This window comes from Brevundimonas sp. UBA7838 (genome assembly GCF_002500885.1).
GTDB lineage: Bacteria > Pseudomonadota > Alphaproteobacteria > Caulobacterales > Caulobacteraceae > Brevundimonas > Brevundimonas vesicularis_C.
On sequence record NZ_DLTK01000011.1, the window covers coordinates 1 to 18,550 of the forward strand.

20 protein-coding genes are annotated in these 18,550 nt (G+C 67.4%); 13 read left to right on the forward strand and 7 right to left on the reverse strand.

The window, feature by feature from the left end; all coding sequences use genetic code 11:
- Positions 1-628: N-acetylmuramoyl-L-alanine amidase family protein (locus B3T77_RS00600; RefSeq protein ID WP_292076088.1), on the forward strand; the 628-nt coding region annotated here is incomplete at its 5' end.
- Positions 629-667: 39 nt separating this feature from the next.
- Positions 668-1,345 carry an SDR family oxidoreductase gene (locus B3T77_RS00605; protein WP_292076090.1) on the forward strand — a complete coding sequence of 226 codons (678 nt, stop codon included), beginning with the start codon at positions 668-670 and terminating at the stop codon, positions 1,343-1,345.
- 4 nt (positions 1,346-1,349) lie between these two features.
- On the opposite strand, the gene B3T77_RS00610 is transcribed toward B3T77_RS00605, so the two are convergent.
- On the reverse strand, positions 1,350-2,018 hold the full coding sequence (locus B3T77_RS00610; RefSeq protein WP_017506027.1) for a J domain-containing protein: 669 nt from the start codon (positions 2,016-2,018) through the stop codon (positions 1,350-1,352).
- A 45-nt stretch (positions 2,019-2,063) separates the two neighbouring features.
- Between B3T77_RS00610 and B3T77_RS00615 the strand changes: the two genes are divergently transcribed.
- The 7 genes from B3T77_RS00615 (at position 2,064) to B3T77_RS00645 (ending at position 10,647) form a co-directional block, all read left to right on the forward strand.
- Entirely contained in the window at positions 2,064-2,360 is a 297-nt protein-coding gene (locus tag B3T77_RS00615) for a BolA family protein (protein ID WP_292076092.1), read from the forward strand.
- An 80-nt stretch (positions 2,361-2,440) separates the two neighbouring features.
- On the forward strand, positions 2,441-4,258 hold the full coding sequence (locus tag B3T77_RS00620) for a response regulator (protein ID WP_292076093.1): 1,818 nt from the start codon (positions 2,441-2,443) through the stop codon (positions 4,256-4,258).
- Positions 4,259-4,382: 124 nt separating this feature from the next.
- Positions 4,383-4,877, forward strand: a complete 495-nt coding sequence (locus B3T77_RS00625) for an RcnB family protein (RefSeq protein ID WP_091746293.1) — start codon at positions 4,383-4,385, stop codon at positions 4,875-4,877.
- Between the two features lie 98 nt (positions 4,878-4,975).
- Positions 4,976-6,664 carry a cisplatin damage response ATP-dependent DNA ligase gene (locus B3T77_RS00630; protein WP_292076096.1) on the forward strand — a complete coding sequence of 563 codons (1,689 nt, stop codon included), beginning with the start codon at positions 4,976-4,978 and terminating at the stop codon, positions 6,662-6,664.
- A 52-nt stretch (positions 6,665-6,716) separates the two neighbouring features.
- A complete protein-coding gene (locus tag B3T77_RS00635) occupies positions 6,717-7,670 on the forward strand; it encodes a mechanosensitive ion channel family protein (RefSeq protein WP_292076099.1) in 954 nt (317 codons plus the stop codon).
- On the forward strand, positions 7,670-8,686 hold the full coding sequence (locus B3T77_RS00640) for a threonine aldolase family protein (protein WP_292076101.1): 1,017 nt from the start codon (positions 7,670-7,672) through the stop codon (positions 8,684-8,686). Before B3T77_RS00635 ends, B3T77_RS00640 begins: the two co-directional genes overlap by 1 nt.
- Positions 8,687-8,796: 110 nt before the next feature.
- Positions 8,797-10,647 (forward strand): ABCB family ABC transporter ATP-binding protein/permease, encoded by a 1,851-nt coding sequence (locus tag B3T77_RS00645; RefSeq protein ID WP_292076103.1) that lies wholly within the window; start codon positions 8,797-8,799, stop codon positions 10,645-10,647.
- Here B3T77_RS00645 and B3T77_RS00650 read toward each other — a convergent pair.
- The 4 genes from B3T77_RS00650 to B3T77_RS00665 form a co-directional block, all read right to left on the reverse strand.
- Positions 10,632-11,111 (reverse strand): chemotaxis protein CheE, encoded by a 480-nt coding sequence (locus B3T77_RS00650; protein ID WP_292076106.1) that lies wholly within the window; start codon positions 11,109-11,111, stop codon positions 10,632-10,634. The genes B3T77_RS00645 and B3T77_RS00650 overlap by 16 nt on opposite strands.
- The gene (locus tag B3T77_RS00655; protein WP_292076108.1) at positions 11,108-11,659 is read right to left on the reverse strand and encodes a response regulator; all 552 of its coding nucleotides are present in this window, start codon (positions 11,657-11,659) and stop codon (positions 11,108-11,110) included. The genes B3T77_RS00650 and B3T77_RS00655 overlap by 4 nt, the downstream gene beginning before the upstream one ends.
- Before the next feature lie 135 nt (positions 11,660-11,794).
- Positions 11,795-12,742, reverse strand: a complete 948-nt coding sequence (locus B3T77_RS00660; RefSeq protein WP_292076109.1) for an acetyl-CoA carboxylase carboxyltransferase subunit alpha — start codon at positions 12,740-12,742, stop codon at positions 11,795-11,797.
- Between the two features lie 90 nt (positions 12,743-12,832).
- Positions 12,833-13,735, reverse strand: coding sequence for a site-specific tyrosine recombinase XerD (locus B3T77_RS00665; RefSeq protein ID WP_292076111.1), 903 nt, complete (start codon positions 13,733-13,735; stop codon positions 12,833-12,835).
- 125 nt (positions 13,736-13,860) lie between these two features.
- On the opposite strand from B3T77_RS00665, the gene B3T77_RS00670 reads away from it, so the two are divergent.
- The 3 genes from B3T77_RS00670 to B3T77_RS00680 are packed head-to-tail and all read left to right on the forward strand — an operon-like array spanning position 13,861 to position 16,117.
- Positions 13,861-14,427 carry a shikimate kinase gene (locus B3T77_RS00670; protein ID WP_292076114.1) on the forward strand — a complete coding sequence of 189 codons (567 nt, stop codon included), beginning with the start codon at positions 13,861-13,863 and terminating at the stop codon, positions 14,425-14,427.
- Complete coding sequence (gene aroB / locus B3T77_RS00675) at positions 14,424-15,530, forward strand: 3-dehydroquinate synthase (protein ID WP_292076115.1); 1,107 nt, start codon at positions 14,424-14,426, stop codon at positions 15,528-15,530. Before B3T77_RS00670 ends, aroB begins: the two co-directional genes overlap by 4 nt.
- Entirely contained in the window at positions 15,530-16,117 is a 588-nt protein-coding gene (locus B3T77_RS00680) for a GNAT family N-acetyltransferase (protein WP_292076125.1), read from the forward strand. The genes aroB and B3T77_RS00680 overlap by 1 nt, the downstream gene beginning before the upstream one ends.
- On the opposite strand, the gene B3T77_RS00685 is transcribed toward B3T77_RS00680, so the two are convergent.
- Both B3T77_RS00685 and tadA read right to left on the reverse strand, forming a co-directional pair.
- Positions 16,114-16,539, reverse strand: a complete 426-nt coding sequence (locus B3T77_RS00685) for an MliC family protein (RefSeq protein WP_082464998.1) — start codon at positions 16,537-16,539, stop codon at positions 16,114-16,116. The genes B3T77_RS00680 and B3T77_RS00685 overlap by 4 nt on opposite strands.
- Positions 16,540-16,589: 50 nt before the next feature.
- Positions 16,590-17,048: a tRNA adenosine(34) deaminase TadA gene (gene tadA / locus B3T77_RS00690; RefSeq protein WP_292076122.1), complete on the reverse strand. Its 459-nt coding sequence runs from the start codon at positions 17,046-17,048 to the stop codon at positions 16,590-16,592.
- A gap of 12 nt (positions 17,049-17,060) precedes the next feature.
- On the opposite strand from tadA, the gene B3T77_RS00695 reads away from it, so the two are divergent.
- The coding region (locus tag B3T77_RS00695) for a pseudouridine synthase (protein ID WP_292076123.1) at positions 17,061-18,550 on the forward strand (1,490 nt) is incomplete at its 3' end.

The window sequence follows — 18,550 nt, forward strand, 5'->3', positions numbered from 1 at the left end:
GGCCGCCGCCCTGGCGTTGAAGGCCGAGCTTGAGAAGAACGGCCGCTATCGCGTGCGCCTGACCCGGACCGACGACCGCTACGTCGATCTCTATCGCCGTGTTTCCATCGCGCGTCAGGCCGACGCCGATCTGTTCATTTCCTTGCACGCTGACGCCGGCGCCGACCCGGCGCTGCGCGGGGCCAGCGTCTATACCTTGTCGGAGCAGGGCGCGGGCCGGGCCGTGCGCGAGTTCACGCGCGGCGACAACTGGCACCGCGAGCTGCATCTGCCGGGGCGCGACCCGTCGGTGGATCGCATCCTGCTCGACATGACGCAACGTGCGACTCAGAACCGCTCGGCCCAGTTCGCGCGCGTCTTGCTGACCCATCTGGAGGGCTCGGACCATCCTCTCTTGCGCCGCAGCCATCGCGATGCGGGTCTGGCTGTCCTCCTGGCGCCCGACGTGCCGGCCGTGCTGCTGGAAATGGGCTTCATCACCAATCCCGAGGACGAGCGGCTTTTGACCGACGAGCGCGCGCGCCGTCGCCTGATGAAGTCGGTGGCGGACGGGATCGATCGCTATTTCCGCGAGCCGTCGAGCCCGATGATGGCTGCCGCGAACAGCCAGGCGGCCGGTCAGCCCTGATCCGGCGCAACCAAGCCGGCTGTCGCCGGTTTCCCGACCATGAAAAAAGCGATTGTCACGGGCGGATCAGGCCTGATCGGAACGGGCGTCTGTAGGGCCTTGCTGGCCAACGGATGGGAAGTCGCCTCCTTCGACCTGAAGCCGGGAGAGGGCGAAGCGCGTCACATCGACTGCGATTTGGGTGATGAGGACTCGGTCAAACAGGCGTTCGAGACGTTGGGCTGGTCGTCGCTGGACCTGCTGGTCAACAACGGCGGCATCGCCGATCCGGTGAACGGCCCGCTGGCTGAGCTGTCGCTGGCGGACTGGCGCAACACCATGGACAGCCATCTGACCGGCGCTTTTCTGATGAGCCGCGGGGCCATTCCGCTGCTGAACGAGGGCGGCGCCATCGTGAACATGATCTCGACGCGCGCCTTCATGTCCGAGCCGCACACCGAGGCCTATGCGGCGTCCAAGGGCGCGCTGTTCGCCCTGACCCACGCCCTGGCGATCAGCGAAGGGCCTCGGATTCGCGTGAACGCCATTGCGCCCGGCTGGATTTCGGATGGCGAGGATTTGCGTCCAGTCGATCACCAACAGCATCCGGTCGGCCGCGTCGGCCGCGCCGAGGATATCGCCGGGGCCGTGCTCTACCTCGCCGAAGCGAGTTTCGTGACAGGTCAGGTGCTGACCGTGGACGGCGGCATGACGCGCAAGATGATCTACGCCGACTAGGCAGTCAGGCCAGACCGGCCTTTTTCAGCGTCTTCCACGCCTTGATCACGCGTTGCAGCTTGGCCTCGGCGCTGCGGTCGCCGCTGTTGGTGTCGGGGTGAAACCGCTTCAGCAGCTCGTGATACTGAGCCTTGATCTTCGCCTTGTCGGCGCCCGGATCCAGATCGAGGTCGGCCAAGGCGGCGCGTTCCAGCTTGCCGATGCGGCGGTCCTCGGTCGCGGACTGCGGCGCCTGATCGCCCTTGCGACCGAAAAGGCCGAAGCTGTCGCGCCATGAGCCGGCGCCGGTGGTGTTCGAGGTGCCCATCTTGGCGGCGAAGGCGGCGGCCTCACGTGTGAACTTGCCGGCCTGCATCTCCCAGGTCGGGCGCCCGCCGGTCATGGCCTCGTTTTCCTGGGCGGCGCGGATCTGGCCTTCGCTCATGCCGGCGTAGAAGTTCCAGCCCTTGTTGTACTCGCCGGCGTGCGGCTGGCAGAACTCGTAGAAGTCGTTCAGCCGTTCGCGCGACTTGGGCGCCTTGGCCGCAGCAGCCCGGCGACAGTCGGGCCACTGGCAAGGCTTTTCGCCAGGCTTGAGGTGCAGGACGTCGGCCTTCGCCGCCTCTTCCTCGGGCTTGGGCGGCTTCACCCGAATGTCGGTGAAGCGCGGCTTGTATTGAAAGGAGGCGGACATCAGCCGAAGTGTAAGCCCGATTGGGACAGCATCAAGGAATCGATCATGTCTGAAGGCCCGGTGGCGACGATTATTCGTGCAAAACTGACGGCGGAGCTGTCGCCCTTGCGTCTGGAGGTCGAAGACGACAGCTGGCGCCACGCCGGACATCATCATGAAGGCGGAATGGACGCCAAGCCTGGCGGCGAAAGCCATTTCAATCTGGTGATCGTGTCCGCCGCTTTCCAGGGGCAGTCGCGGCTGGCGCGACAGCGCGCGGTCAACGCCCTGTTGAAGGACGAGATGGCCGGACCGGTCCACGCTCTTTCGATCAAGGCGCTGACCCCGGAGGAGGCGAGTTGAGCGAGAGAACTGCGTTCACATCGTCTTAGAACCTTCGTCTTAGCGTCATTCGACCAAACAGAACGTGGGGATCTGGGCTTATGGTGGAATCCGATGGCGTCGCGAGGGCGCTCGAAGGCGATCAACGCGCCGGCGACGCAGCCCAGGCCCTGACGGCCATTCTGCAGACCCAGTATCTTCGCTACATGATCATCACGTCCTGGGCCGTGGGCCTGCTGGGCACGGTGGGCCTGTGGCCGGCGCTCCTTTGGTTCGGCGGCACTCTGGCGGCCGGGTCGCTGCGGGGACTGGTCGAACATCGTCTGAGCCATCGCGTCGGCACCAACTGGGGCGTGATCTTCCCGATCGTGGCCACGGTGACGACCGGCGCCTGGGCCATTGCGCCTCTGATGGCCTGGTTCTCGCCCGCCGAATTCGGACGGCCCCTGGCGATTGCCCTGCTAATTTCCGGCTATGTGCTGGTCTTCGCTCAGCTTCGCAGCTCGCCGCGTCAGGCCCTGATCATCTCTTCGCCCTACGGCGCGGCCGCGACGATCATTTTGTTCAGTCTGTGGGGCACAACCGAGTTTTGGTCGATGCTGGCGGTCCTGCCGTTCACGGCGGCGGGTCTGTTCGTGCTGGTGACCATGACCCTGCTGCGCGAAGACCGCATCCGGGCCTTCCAGTCGCACCAGGCGCATCTGATCGAGGAGCTGGAAGCGGCCCGCGACAAGGCCAACGCCGCCAATGACGCCAAGTCGAACTTCCTGGGGGTGATCTCCCACGAACTGCGCACCCCCATGAACGGCGTGCTGGGCGCGGCCCAACTGCTCAGCGCGACGCGACTGGAGACGACGCAGCGCGAATATCTGTCGATCATCCGCAACTCCGGCGACAATCTGTTGTCGCTGCTGAACGACATCCTTGACATGACCAAGATCGAGGCCGGCAAGATGAACTTCGAGGTCGTCGATATCGTCATCGACGGTTTAAACAAGCGCATCACTGGACCCTTTGAAGCGCAGGCCGAAGCCAAGGGCCTGACGTTCGTGACGACCGTGGAGGGCGAGATCCCGACGGTGGTGCGCGGCGATCCGCTACGCGTCTGCCAAGTGGTGCAGAACCTGTTGTCCAATGCGGTCAAGTTCACCGAGGCCGGCGAGATCCACTATCTCGTGCGCGGACACCGCGTGTCGGATCAGCGCGTGCGGTTCGAGTTTGTCGTCCAGGACAGCGGCGCAGGCATTGCGGCGGCCGATCTGGAGCGGTTGTTCATGCCCTTCACCCAGGTCGACACCTCGTCCACGCGCCGCTTTGGCGGCACGGGTCTGGGCCTGACCATCGCACGGCGCATGGCCAATATCATGGGCGGCGACATCACCGTGACGTCCAAGCTCGCCGAGGGCTCGTGCTTCACCCTGGAAATCGAGGCCGAGGTCGTGGAATGGGCCAAGCCCGTCGCGGCGGCCGAGGTTCATGCCGAGATCGAAGGCGGCGAATCGCTGCGCGTACTGGTGGTCGAGGATCACCCGGTGAACCGCATGATTCTGGAGGCCTGGATGAGCTCGGCCAGCCACGTCACTTCGACGGCCGAAAATGGTCAGGTCGCGGTCGATATCGCCAAGGACCAGCCGTTCGACCTAATCATCATGGATGTGAACATGCCGGTGATGGACGGACTGACCGCGACCCGCATGATCCGCGACGGCGGCCAGAACGCCGGCACCCCCATCGTGGTCCTGTCCGCCTCGGCGCGTCATGAGGATCACGAGGCCGGTCTTCAGGCCGGCGCCGACGCCTATTTGAACAAACCGATCGATTTCGGCGCCCTGGCCGCCCTGATGGGGCGCGTCAGCGGCGGGCGCGACGCGGTCGCCCAGATGGCGCTGCCGTCGTCGGAGGCCTCTGTTGCCGCCTGATTGCGGCGATCCTGTGTTCCCGACATGAACCTGGGCCGATGACGCTGGTTCAGGTGCGCCTCAGTCGCCGTGCTCCATAACTGCATCCAAGCCGACGTTCTTCGGCGCAGATGGAGACACGATCATGAAAAAGATCCTGACCACCGCAATCGCTTCGGTCATGGCCGCTGGCGCGCTGGGCGCTGCTGGCGCAGCGTCGGCCCAACCCATGCCGCCCCACGGTCCGCATGGTCCCGCCGCACGTCACGGTCCGGGTCCTGACCACTACGATCGTCGGGAATATCGCCAGGATCGCCGCGACTACCGCCGCGAACTGCGTGAGGATCGTCGCGACTATCGCCAGCAACAACGCGCCTATGAGCGCTGGCAGCGTGCGGAACGTCGTTACAACGCCCCGCGCTATGTGCCGCCGCGTGGCTATGCGGTTCGGACCTGGAGCTATGGTCAACGGATGCCGTCCTACTACCGCACCAACGCCTATGTGGTGAACGACTACAACCGCTACGGCCTACGTGCGCCGCCCCGTGGCTATCAATATGTCCGCAGCGGCAATGACGTGGTGCTCGCCGCCGTGGCCGGCGGCCTGATCACCGCCGTGATCGCCGGCCTGTTCAACTGATCCGCCAAGGATTTGAGATGCGCTCCGGAGGGAAACCTCCGGGGCGTTTTTCGTTCTGATGAAGACGGCGACGCTTCCGACGCCCAAGATGGATGACGATGCGCGCCTTCGCCGAGCTACTGGACCGCCTGTCCCTGACGGCCTCGCGCAATGCGAAGCTGGTGCTGGTGCGCGACTATCTGAGAGCGACGCCCGATCCGGATCGGGGCTGGGCGCTGGCGGCGCTGACGGGCGACCTGACGTTCGACGCGGCCAAGCCGGCCATGATCCGAAAGGCGGTTGAAGGCCGGGTCGACAGCGTGCTGTTCGGCTGGTCCTACGACTATGTGGGCGATTTGGCGGAGACGGTGGCCCTGATCTGGCCCGTGACGTCGGACCATCGGCCGAACCGCGAGCCCGAATTGGCCGAGGTCGTTGAGGCGCTAAGGACCGCGACGCGGACGGAGGTGCGCGGTCTTCTGGAAGGCTGGTTGGATGCGCTGGAGCCGAAAGGGCGCTGGGCGCTGCTGAAGCTGATGACCGGGGCCTTGCGTGTCGGTATGTCGGCGCGGCTGGCCAAGACGGCGGCGGCCATGATGCGCCCGGACGCGGTGATGGCGCCGCCTTCGCCGGACGGCGACGAGGCCCAGATGACGCTGGAAGCGTTGGACGCTTCGGCCATCGAGGAGGTCTGGCACGCGGTCGAGCCGCCCTACGCCGATCTGTTCGCCTGGCTGGAGGGCAGGGCGGAGCGGCCCAGCCCGGATGCGCCCGGCCGGTTCCGACCCGTCATGCTGGCTGTCGCCATCGATGAAGCGGTCGATCTGCCCAAACTCTCGCCGGCCGACTATGCGGCCGAATGGAAGTGGGACGGCATCCGGGTTCAGGCGGTGCTGGAGGGCGAGGTCCGCAAACTCTATTCCCGCACCGGCGACGAGATTTCGGGCTCCTTTCCCGATGTGATGGACGCCCTGGCGTTCGAAGGCGCGATCGATGGCGAGCTGATCGTCTGGCGCGACGGGGCGGTCGCGCCGTTCGGGGACCTTCAGCAGCGGCTGAATCGCAAGTCGGTCGACGCCAAGGCGATGCAGGCCTTCCCGGCGGCGATCGTCGCCTATGATCTGCTTGCCGAGGATGGCGAGGATTTGCGTGGCCTGCCGCTCCGCGGGCGTCGGGCGCGGCTCGAGGCCTTGGTCGCTGGTCATACTGGCGAGCGACTGCATCTGTCGCCGGTGGTCGATTATGCCGATTGGGATCAGTTGGCGCGGCTGCGCGCCGATCCGCCGGTTGGGGCGGCGGCCGAAGGGCTGATGCTGAAGCGCTGGGACAGCCCCTATCTGGCCGGACGACCCAAGGGGCCGTGGTTCAAGTGGAAGCGCGACCCGCACGTCATCGACGCCGTCCTGATGTACGCCCAGCGGGGGCATGGGAAACGCTCCAGCTTCTATTCCGACTACACCTTCGGCGTCTGGACGCCGGAGGGCGCGCTGACGCCGGTGGGCAAGGCCTATTTCGGTTTTACCGACGAGGAGTTGAAACAGCTCGACAAGTTCGTGCGCGATCACACCATCGACCGATACGGGCCGGTGCGGTCTGTGCGAGCCGAGCGGGACTTTGGACTGGTGCTGGAGATCGCCTTTGAAGGATTGAATCGCTCGACCCGGCACAAGTCCGGCGTGGCCATGCGCTTTCCGCGCGTCAGCCGCATTCGCTGGGACAAGCCGGCGCGAGAGGCCAACACCATCGACGACGTGATGGACCTGCTGGACGCCATTGAAAGCGGCGGCGGGCGGATCGCAAAGGCCTGAAATCGGGCTTTCGGGGGTTCCAATCGTCGCATCAGGCGTTAGACCCGAGCTCATGTCTCTGCCTCTTTCCAACGAAGTCGCCGACGCGGTGGCCGCAGGCCGCAAGGCCGTTTCGATCGACGCCGCCATGATCGCCAAGCTGACCGACATGGCGGGCGATTTCGCGATCAACCTGACCATCGCCATCCTGATCTTCGTCGCCACCGTGTTTGTGGCGAAGTGGGCGGCGGGCGCAGCGCGCAGAACCCTGTCACGGGTGCGCGGCTTCAGACATGACCCGACCGTCCTGAGTTTTGCGGTGCAGGTGGTCCGGGTTGTGGTGATCATCATCGGCATGATCGCCGTGCTGCAGCGCCTGGGCGTTCAGACGACCTCGATCATCGCCGTGCTGGGCGCGGCGTCCCTGGCGGTGGGCCTGGCATTGCAGGGCACGCTGTCGAACGTGGCGTCGGGGATCATGCTGCTGGTGCTGCGGCCCTATCGCGTCGGCGACGTCGTCGATGTCGGCGGGATGAGCGGCACGGTGCAGCGACTGGACTTGTTCACGACCCAGCTGTCCAACGCCAACAACCACAAGATCGTCATTCCGAACTCCAAGGTTCTGAGCGATCCGCTGACCAATCTGACCGGTCAGCAGACGCGCCGGATCGAAATCAACTTCACGGTCGGCTATGGCGACGATCTGAACCAGGCGCGCTGCGTGCTGGCGGATATGGCCGCCGCACACGACAAGGTGCTGCACGATCCCCATCCGTGGACCGGCGTTACGGGCCTGCTGGACAGCTCGGTGCAGGTGACGCTGCACGCCTGGGTCAAGGTCGGCGACTGGTGGCAGACCCAGGCCGATCTGATGCAGGGCGGCAAGGAGGCGCTGGACGCCGCCGGGATCGAGATTCCGTTCCCGCATCAGGTCGCCGTGCCCTATGGCGATGAGGATGTGGTGCCGGTCGTGCGCGTCCGCACGGTCGAAGACGATACGGCCGATCTGAAGGCGACGAACCGTTGATGCGTTACGATTTCGGCTCCGATAACACCGCCGGCATGGCGCTGAGCGCCATCGAAGGCCTGGTGCGCGCCAACAAGGGATTCGCCCGCGCCTATGGCGCAGACGATGTCACAGCCCGCGCCGCCGACCAGATCCGCCAGCGTCTGGATGCCGACGCCGAGGTGCGTTTTGTTTTCAGCGGGACGGCGGCCAACGCCATCGCCCTGTCGATGCTGGCCCAACCCTATGAGGCGGTGCTGGCGCACCATGCGGCGCACATCTGCACAGACGAGACGGGCGCGCCGGGCTTCTTCGGTCACGGCGTCGGCCTGATCGGCTTGCCGGGCTTCTCGGGCAAGATCGATCCATTGGCCCTGCAGGCGCAGTTGGGCGAACCCGAAGTGGGGCATCGTCAGCCGCCCGCCGCCCTGTCGCTGACACAGGCCACGGAATATGGCTCGGTCTATACCGAGGAAGAACTGCGCCACCTGATCGAACCGGCCAAGGCGCTGGGCTACGGCGTTCACATGGACGGAGCGCGCCTGACCAATGCGGTCGCCGCCGGTTTCGACCTGAAGGACATTCCGCGCCTAGGCGTGGACGTGCTGGTGTTCGGCGGGGCCAAGGCGGGCGCCAACTGCGCCGAGGCGATCGTGCTGTTCGACAAGAGCCTGGCGCGGCGATTGGACAATCGGCTGAAACAAGCGGGCCAGACGTCATCCAAGACGCGTCTGTTGTCGGGCCCGATGCTAGGGTTGCTGGAAAGCGGCGATTGGGAATCGGGCGGCGCCCATGCCAATCTGATGGCGCAGCGACTGGCGGCGGGCATCGCGGGGCGGTCGCCCTTCGTCCTGGCCCATCCGGTGGAGGCGAACGCCGTCTTCGTGCGGATGCCGCCAGAGGCGCATGCCCGCCTGAATGAAATGGGCTGGGCCTGCTATGCCTTCGATGACGGTTCGGTGCGCTTCGTCTGTTCATGGGCGGCGCAGGAAGCGGCCGTGGACGAGTTGATCGAGGCGGTCGCCGGTCTGGGCTGAGCGACTAATCCCCGTTCGCGCGCCAGCGTGGCCTTTCCCCGGTCGCATTGGCTTTCCATATGCGGATCATGGCGATACGAGGCGAACGCTCCGGCGGCAGGCGTGACCCGATGGTCAAGGCGCAGCAGGCAGGGAGCCCACAGGACAAGACGGACGGACCCCCGACGCTGGCGGCGCTGGCGGACCTTGCGCGGCTGGTGGCCCGATCGGGCGCGCCGCACCTGAAGCTGCGGCTGATTTCGGCCATCCTGCTAACGCTGGCGGGCAAGGGGCTGGGTGTCATGGCGCCGCTGGTGCTGGGTGCGGCGGTCAACCGTCTGGCGGCGGGGCAGGGTGCCGCTACCGCCGTCGGCTTGGGCTTTGCGGCCTTCGCCATCGGCTGGACGCTTGTTCGGTTCCTGTCGGCGGCCTCGCCCCTGATCTCCGACGTGGTGTTCGCGCCGGTGCGCGCCGCCGCCCAGCGCGCGACGGCGGCCGAGGCCTTCGCCCATGCGCTGAGCCTGTCGCTGGATTTCCACCAGACCAAACGCTCGGGCGCCCTGTCGCGGACGATGGACCGGGGATCGCGCGCGGTCGACTTTTTGCTGCGCATCCTGGCCTTCAATCTGGTTCCGACCGGGGTGGAGCTGGTGCTGGCGGCCGGGGTGCTGGGCGCCAAATACGACTGGCGCTTCGCCGCTGTCGCGGTGGTCGTGGTCGTCATCTACACCGCCGCCACCTTCGCCATGTCCAACTGGCGGCTGGAGCATCGCCGGATCATGAATGCGGCCGATTCCGAGGCCGCCGGCGTCTCGGTCGACGCCCTGCTGAACTATGAGACGGTCAAGTCGTTCGGGGCCGAGACGCGCGCGGCCCAGACCTATGACCGGGCGCTGGGCGACTATGCCGAGGCGTCTCTGAAGGCTAACAGTTCGCTGAACATGCTGAACGGGATGCAGGCCCTGGTGATGAACCTGGGCCTGGGCGTTATGGCGGTGATGGCTGGGTTCGAGGCGGCGGCCGGAAGGATGGGGCCGGGCGACGTGACAGCGGCGGTGCTGATCATGATCTCGCTATATGCGCCGCTGAACATACTGGGCTTCGCCTATCGAGAAATCCGTCAGTCCTTCATCGACATGGAGGAGATGCTCAAGGTGACGCGACAGACGCCGCAGGTCGCCGATGCGCCGAACGCCGTCGCCCTGCCGCGGCCGGTCGATGCTCGCGGGGCGTCGGTAGCATTCGAGGCCGTCGGCTTCCGCCACGACGCGCGGGCCAATGGGCTAGAGGACGTCAGCTTCTATGCCGCGCCGGGCACCACGACGGCGCTGGTCGGGCCCTCGGGCGCGGGCAAGTCCACCATCGTCAAACTGGCGCTGCGTCTGCTCGATCCACAGGAGGGGCGCGTGCTGATCGAGGGCCATGATGCGCGTGAGGTGACCCAGGCTTCGCTGCGGTCGGCGGTGGCGCTGGTGCCTCAGGATGTGGCGCTGTTCAACGACACCCTGGCCGCCAACATCGCCTTCGCCCGGCCCGAGGCGGATGAGGCGCAGGTGTGGGCGGCGGCCGAGGCGGCGGAACTGGCCGACTTCATTCGGGGCTTGCCGGACGGCATGCAGACCAAGGTCGGCGAACGGGGGCTGAAGCTGTCGGGCGGCGAACGTCAGCGGGTGGGCATCGCCCGCGCTCTGCTGGCCGATCCGTGCATCCTGATCCTGGACGAGGCCACCAGCGCCCTGGACAGCCGCACCGAGGCCGCGATCCAGAAAACCCTGCGCAAGGCCAGGAACGGCCGCACGACCTTGGTGGTCGCACACCGGCTGTCGACCGTGGCGGACGCGGATCAGATTCTGGTGCTGAAGGCCGGGCGGATCGTCGAACGCGGCGGTCACCACGAACTCGTGGCCCGACAGGGCGGGGAATATGCAGCGCTGTGGCGCAAACAGACGCGCGGCGGCAAGACGCCTCAGATGGTCGACTGATCGGCGGTCGGCAGCTTCTTTCTCAGAACCTCATGCAGATTCGTCAGGATGGCAGTCCGCGCGGCCTGCTCTTGCGGCGGCAGCGCCAGCAACAGCTTCATCGCCTGGGCATGGACCGTGGCGATGCGCCAGTCGAAACCGCCCTGACGCGGCGCGGCGTCCAGCAGGTCGCACAGGCCCTTGGCCGCCGTGCACAGGTCGTCCATCTCGAACGGGCTGGCCGCATCGATGATCTGGCTGGAGGCTGAATAGGCCAAGTCCAGCCGCATCGGCTCGATCAGGTTCGGATCGGGCTTGGCCAGCAAGGTCGCGATATTGTCGCCGATGATGGCGCGGGCCTGTTCCTGAAGTCCGTCCAGATTGGCGCGGGCCTGGGCCAGGGCGACCCCGACGCTGACGCCGCCGGGGCGATCCAGCATCTCTGCCAGACGCGACTTGCGCTGAGTGTGGGTGATGACGGTCATAGGGCCAGACTCTCCATCCCCTTCGCCTTGCGAATCATGTCGGCGCGACGTTCCACGCCTTCATAGCCGGTGTGCCGGAACCGGCGATCCGGCCCCAGATAGTCGCCGACCTCCAGGAAGGGCCGGCTGTCGCGCGCCACCCACAGGATGCGCTCCAGCAGAAGCGCCGGGCTGAAGGGCTTGGTGACGACGAAGTTGGCGCCGCAGTCCCGCGCCTCGGCGACGCGCCCGCGACGAATGTGGCTGGCGGTCATGATTACGGGAATGAAGGCGTTCGGATTGGGGCCGGAGCGACGCAACCACCGCACCAGTTCGAACCCGTCGATGTCGGGCATGTCGGTATCGACGACCAGCAGATCGACGGGCTTGTCGGTCAGCAGCTTCTTGGCTTCCACACCCGTGCCGCAAGCGTAAGTCGGGCGGATGCCGAAACCGGTCAGGGCGTTGGACGTCAGGGTCAGCGAAAACGGTGAATCGTCGACGATCATCGTGATCGCGCCGGCCAGGTTGAAGACGGCGCTTTCACGCAGGGACTCGCCGCCGCTCATGGCGCAAACGCCCCAGTCTGTCGCGCCGCTGAACTCATGGCCGGTCGCAAACCCCGATGCCCCTGAACGAAGCGCCGAGCTTGGCAGACGAGGGTGGATGCTGCGTTAACGTTGGTCGGCCAAAGCGACCAGGCGTCAGAGGGCGCCGATGGCGTAAAAGCGATCCGCGCGGCGCTTCTTGATCTGCTGGGGCGTCAGGCCGTCGAGGCCCTTGAGCTCTTCGGCCAGAACGTCGCCGACATTGGCCATGGCTGCGTCGCGATCGGTGTGGGCGCCGCCGACAGGCTCGTCGATCAGGCGATCAACGATCTTCAGCTGCATCAGGTCCGGGCCGGTGATCTTCATCGCCATGGCCGCATCCTTGGCCCGCGCGCCGTCGCGCCACAGGATGCCGGCGGCGCCCTCGGGCGAGATGACCGAATAGATCGAGTGTTCCAGCATCAGCACGCGGCTGGCCGCCGCGATGGCGATGGCGCCGCCCGAGCCGCCTTCGCCAGTGATGGTGGCGATGGAGGGCACGCCCAGGGTCAGGCAGCGCTCGGTCGAGCGGGCGATGGCCTCGGCCTGGCCGCGCTCCTCGGCGCCCAGGCCCGGATAGGCGCCGGCGGTGTCGATGAAGCTGAGGACCGGCAGGCCGAACTGCTCGGCCATGTCCATCAGGCGCACAGCCTTGCGATAGCCCTCGGGCCGCGCCATGCCGAAGTTGTGGGTGATGCGGGTCGCGGTGTCGTGGCCCTTTTCGTGGCCCATGATGACGACGGGTCGGCCGCGGAACCGGGCCAGACCGCCCAGGATGGCCTGGTCGTCGCCGAACTGACGGTCACCGTGCAGCTCGTTCCAGTCAGTGAACAGGCTCTGGACGTAATCGATGAAGTGTGGGCGCTGCGGATGACGCGCGACCTGGGTCTTCATCCAGGGGTCGAGGCCGGCGTAGGTCTTCTTGCGCAGCTGGTCGGCCTTTTTGCGCAGGCCCTCGATCTCATGGTCGATGTCGCCCGAGGTGTCGGCCAGCAGCGACAGCTCCTCGATCTTGGCTTCCAGATCGGCGATCGGCTTTTCGAAGTCGAGATAGTGCGTGGCCATAAAGGCGTCCGGGAACTGCAAACGGGCGAAAGCGCCCTTGGGAAAGGCGCGCGAACCTAGAGAGGTCAACGCCTCCGGGCAAGCGGGGGTTCAGTCGTCGCGCGCCAAGGGGTGGTTTTGGTGGACGACCTGAGCCAGGCGATCGGTGGCGACGTGGGTGTAGATCTGGGTCGTGGCAATGTCGGCGTGGCCCAACAGGGTCTGGACGACGCGCAGGTCGGCGCCGCCTTCCAGCAGGTGGGTGGCGAAGGCGTGGCGCAGGACATGGGGGCTGACGCGGGCGGGGTCGATGCCGGCCGTGATCGCCGCCTCGTCCAGCAGTTGGGCGAAACGGCGCGGGGTCAGATGGCCGGTGCGGCCGGAGGAAGGGAACAGCCAGGGACTGTCGGGCGCATCAGGCTTTCGCTTGGCGTCACGCGCGATGAGCCAGGCCTTGATCGCTTCGCGGGCGGCGGCATTGAGGGGGGCGAGCCGTTCCTTGCCGCCCTTGCCGCGCACGATCAGATAGGCGGGGTCGCGCCGAACGGCCTCGACTTTTAGCCCCAGCAGTTCGGACACGCGCAGGCCGGAGGCGTAGGCCATCTCGACCAGGGCGACCAGGCGCAGCCCCGCCGCCGTGTCGCGGGCGGCCGAGGCGGCCAGCAGGGCGTCGATCTCGTCGCGGCTCAACACCTTGGGCAAGGACCGGCCCTGTTTGGGGGCGTCGAGACGGCGCGAGGGGTCGTCGGTGCGCCACCCCTCGGCCAGGGCGAAGCGATAAAACTGACGCGCGGACGAGCGGCGACGGGCGGCGGTGGCGGCCGACAGGCCGCGCCGCGACAGGTCCGTGAACCAGGCCTCGACCGCCTCGGCGTCGGCCTTCATCAATCCGCCGGCGTCCGACAATGCCATCTCCGCGTCCGCCAGATCGCGACCATAGGCGGACAGCGTATGGGGCGAGGCGTCGCGTTCGACTGCCATCATCTCCAGAAAGGCCTCGATCTGGGGCGTCATGCGGCGATCCGTGGCCTGAACGACTGGCGCAGGGTCAGGCTTGGTGTAGAGGTTTTCTGGATCATGCCTGCCCGCGCCGCCGCCTTCGCCTTCCTCTCGACCGACCGTTCCGCCGGAGCCGCCGGATGAGGCGGCGTGCGAATCCGGGTCCGACCCGCACCATAGCCCTGGTCGGCCTGATGGGGGTGGGCAAATCGTCGGTCGGTCGTCGGCTGGCCAATCGGCTGCGACTGCCGTTCGCGGACGGGGATGTGGAGATTGAGGCGGCGGCCGGGATGACGGTGTCGGAAATCTTCGCCGCGCTAGGCGAGGCCGAGTTCCGCGCGGGCGAGGCGCGGGTGATCCGCCGCCTGCTGGAGGGCCCGCCCATCGTGCTGGCGACCGGCGGCGGGGCGATGATGAACCCGGAGACGCGGGCGCTGCTGAAGGCCAAGGCCGACACGGTCTGGTTGAGGGCCGATCTGGCGGTCATCGCGGAACGGGTGGCGCGGCGCGACACGCGGCCCCTGCTGCGGGGCAAGGATCCGCTGGAGGTTCTGACGAGCCTGGCCAAGGCGCGCTATCCCATCTACGGCGAGGCCGATGTGACCGTGGACGTCGGGCAGGGCTCGCACGGCCAAGCGGTGGACGCCATTCACAAGAACCTGCGCCGACACTGGCGCCAGAGACGACGCACGGAGACCCCGCAATGACGATCATTCCGGTCAGCGGCGGGGCCTTTGCCGCCTATGACGTCGTGGTGGGACGCGGGCTGCTGGCTCAGGCCGGCGCACACATCGCACCGATGGCCAAGGGGCGGACGGTCATCATCACCGACGAGACGGTTGCGGGCATCCATGCCCAGACCCTAACCGCGTCGCTGACGGCGGCGGGCGTGACCAGCGAGGTCGTGGCGGTGCCGGCAGGCGAGGGCTCCAAGTCCTTCGACGAGCTGGAGCGCGTCCTGGACCGGCTGCTGGAGATCGGTCTGGATCGCAAGGACGTGGTCATCGCCTTGGGCGGCGGCGTCGTCGGCGATCTGGCCGGTCTGGCGGCGGCCCTGTTCATGCGCGGCATCGACTTCGTTCAGATCCCAACGACCCTGCTGGCCCAAGTGGATTCGTCGGTGGGCGGCAAGACGGCTATCGATACGCCGCGCGGCAAGAACCTGGTCGGCGCCTTTCATCAGCCGCGTCTGGTGCTGGCGGACATCGACGTGCTGGCGACGCTGCCGGAACGCCAGGTGAGGTCCGGCTGGGCCGAGGTGCTGAAGCATGGGCTGATCTGCGACGCGGCCTTCTTCGACTGGCTGGCGGGCGAGGGGGCTGTGGGCGCCAAGGGCGATCCGGCGGCGCTGGAGCGGGCGGTGATCCGCTCGGTCGAGATCAAGAGCGCGGTGGTCGGCGAGGACGAGAAGGAGGCGGGGCGGCGCGCCCTGCTGAACCTGGGCCACACCTTCGGCCATGCGATCGAGACCGAGGTCGGCTTCGACGAAGGCGCGCTGGCGCACGGCGAGGCGGTGGCGCTCGGCTGCTGCATGGCCTTCCGATATTCGGCGCGTGAGCGCTTGTGCTCTGCGGACGACGTGGCGCGGGTCGAGGCGGTGGTCGCGGGGGCGGGTCTGCCGACGCGGCTGGATCAGGCGGGATCGTTCGCGGCCGACCGTCTGCTGGCCTTGATGGCGGGAGACAAGAAGGCCGAGGGCGGGGCGCTGACCCTGATCCTGGCGCGCGGCGTCGGCCAGGCCTTCGTCGCCAAGGGCATGGATGCGGCCAAGGTGCGCGCCTTCCTGATCGAGGAAGGCGCGACCGCGTGATGCGGATCGCCCCGGTCCCTCTGGAGGATCGCTTCGTGAGGCTCGAGCCGTTCGAGGAAGGATTGAAAGCCGAGGTCAAGGCCGCGCTGGATTGCGATCCCGAGGCCTGGAGCATCATGGTCGCGCCCGCCTATGGCGATCATTTCGAGGCGTGGTGGAACGCCGCGATGGCGGCGATGCAGGCGCAGACGCGGATCGCCTATGCGGTGCGGCGGCGCTCGGACGGGGCGGTGGTCGGGACGACGAGCCTGTATGAGATCAACCCCGCCTATCGCCGCTGCGAGATCGGCTCGACCTTCTATCGGCCCGAGGCGCGGGGCGGGGCGATCAACCCGGCCTGCAAACGGCTGCTGCTGGGTCATGCCTTCGACGCGGGCGCTGTGCGGGTCGAGATCATCACAGACGCGGTTAACGCCCAGAGCCAGGCCGCCATCCTCAAACTAGGCGCCAAGGCCGAAGGCGTCATGCGCAAGCACAAGATCACCTGGACCGGTCGGGCGCGCGACACCGCCATGTTCGCCGTCATCGTCGACGACTGGCCCTCGGTGCGCCAGAGTCTGGATCGACGGTTAGCGGCCTTCGCTTAGTCGACCGCTCGGCATTCCGTCGGCTGGCGGCCTTCGACGGACCACGTGGCCAAAACGCCCTTGCCGCGCAGTTCGACGTTGGAGGCGCGGTACCAGATGCCGTCGGCGGCGCGTTCCTGATACAGGTCGATGGCCTCGCCGGACGAGTTGCGGATGGTGGCCATCTGGCGCGGGTTGTCGAAATCGACCGACAGACGCTCGCCATTGTCGCAAAGATAAACGGTGTGGACGACGCGGTTCAGGGTGCGGTCCTGGATTTCGGCGCCGGTGCGCTGGCGGGCGGTCTGGGCCTGGATGGCGCGTTCCTTGACCTCGTCGCCGGTGCGCGGAGCCTTGTCGGGATCGGCGCCGCAGGCGGTGAGGAGGGCCAAGGCGGCTAGGCCGCTGAACACGATCGACTGCGGCAAATCCGGCTTGAACAAGGTCTTTTCCCTCCACGGCCCCGCCCAACGGCGCAGCTTTTGGCGGCGTTCTAACGTGCGCCGCCTGTCGCCGTTCCCCGTCTTTGACGGAAGAAGGATTTGAGCAGCGACGACGCCTCGCCCGCCAGAAGGCCTGAGTCCGTGGTCGGGCGCCAGTGGCAGGTCGGCTGTTCGAACAGACGGGGGCCGTGGATGACGGCGCCGCCCTTGGGATCGTCGGCGGCCCAGACGACGCGGCCGATGCGGGCGTGGCTGATGGCGCCGGCGCACATGGCGCAGGGCTCCAGCGTCACATAGAGGGTCAGGCCGGTCAGGCGGTAATTATCCAGAGCCGTCGCCGCGCGCCGCATGGCGACGATCTCGGCATGGGCGGTGGGGTCGTGGGCCGCAATCGGACCATTGGCGCCGGTCGAAATTACCTCACCTGCAGCAGGATCGACAAGAATTGCGCCCACAGGCACCTCTCCTGCGTCCGCCGCCGCTTGCGCTTGGTCCAGCGCCATGCGCATGAACCGCTCATCATGGTCCGCCATACAGACGACAACGACAAGAAGCCCCGCGCCCGTCAAGACGAACGGTCGCCCCGGCCTTTTAAATCCTCCGGTCCTCGCAAGAGCGGCGACGGGACGAGATCATTCGGCGACAAGGCCGACCGCCCACGCAGCGACAAGCCGCGCAGCGACCGGCCCCGCACCGACAAGCCGCGCAGCGATGGGGGCGGCAAGGACGGCAAGTCCAAGACGCCGGACACGCCTCTGCGCGCTGAGCGAATCGCCAAGACCATGGCCCGCGCCGGCATCGCCTCGCGCCGTGAGGTCGAGCGTCTGATCGGCCTGGGCAAGGTGGCGGTCAACGGCCGCATCCTAGACACGCCCGCGACCCTGGTGACGCGCGACGACGTGATCACCGTGGACGGCAAGCCCATCGGTTCGACCCAGGCGACGCGGGTCTGGCGCTATCACAAGCCGGCGGGCCTTTTGACCAGCCACAGCGATCCGACGGGACGACCGACGGTGTTCGACGCCCTGCCGGCCGGTCTGCCGCGCGTGATCTCGGTCGGACGGCTGGACCTCGCGACCGAAGGCCTGCTGCTGCTGACCAACGACGGCGAGCTGAGCCGGGCGCTGGAGCTGCCCTCGACCTCGCTGGTGCGTCAGTACCGGGCGCGGGCGCGGGGCAAGATCACCCAGGAACAATTGGACGCGCTGAAGGACGGCGTGGTCGTGGACGGCGTCGCCTATGGTCCCATCGAGGCCAAGTTGGACAAGGCCAAGGAGTCCAAGTCCGAAGACGGCAAGGCGCCGGCGAACCTGTGGATCTCGGTGTCGATCACCGAGGGCAAGAACCGCGAAGTCAGGAAGGTGCTGGAGTCCGTCGGCCTGACGGTCAACCGGCTGATCCGCCTGGCCTACGGCCCCTTCCGCCTGGACGTACTGCCGGTCGGATCGGTGGAAGAGGTCGGGCCTCGCGTGATCCGCGAGCTGCTGGCCGACTATATCCGGCCCGAGAACCTGCCGACCGGCAATACGGTCGAAACGCCCGCGCCCATCCCCGGCCGTCGGGTGTCGACGCCCATCGTCAAGGGCCGGTCGGGTTCGGCCATGTCGGATCCGTCGCGCAAGCCCAGCCGCGTCCGCGCCGCCGAAACGGCCCAGGCCGATGCGGTGGAGCGCCGCGAGCGTCCGCCCAAAAAGGAAGGCTGGGCCAAGGCCGCGCCCAAGTTCGAGCACTCCAAGAGCTTCAAGCCGCGCGAACGCACCGCGCCCGCCGGTGATCGTCCGGCGCGAGAGGATGGAGATCGCCCCAAGCGCGCGTTCAAACCGCGCGATGACCAGTTCATCGACGATCGGCGCGGCAAGCCCGGCGCCAAGCCGGCGGGACGCGCCGGCTCCGGCCCCCGCGCAGGTGGTCCCGGTGGCAAGCCGAGCGGCGGCCGCGACTTCCAGCCTCGCACAGGCGGCGGCCAGCCGGCCGGTCCGTCTGGACCGAGCGGACGCGGGCCAGGCGGCAC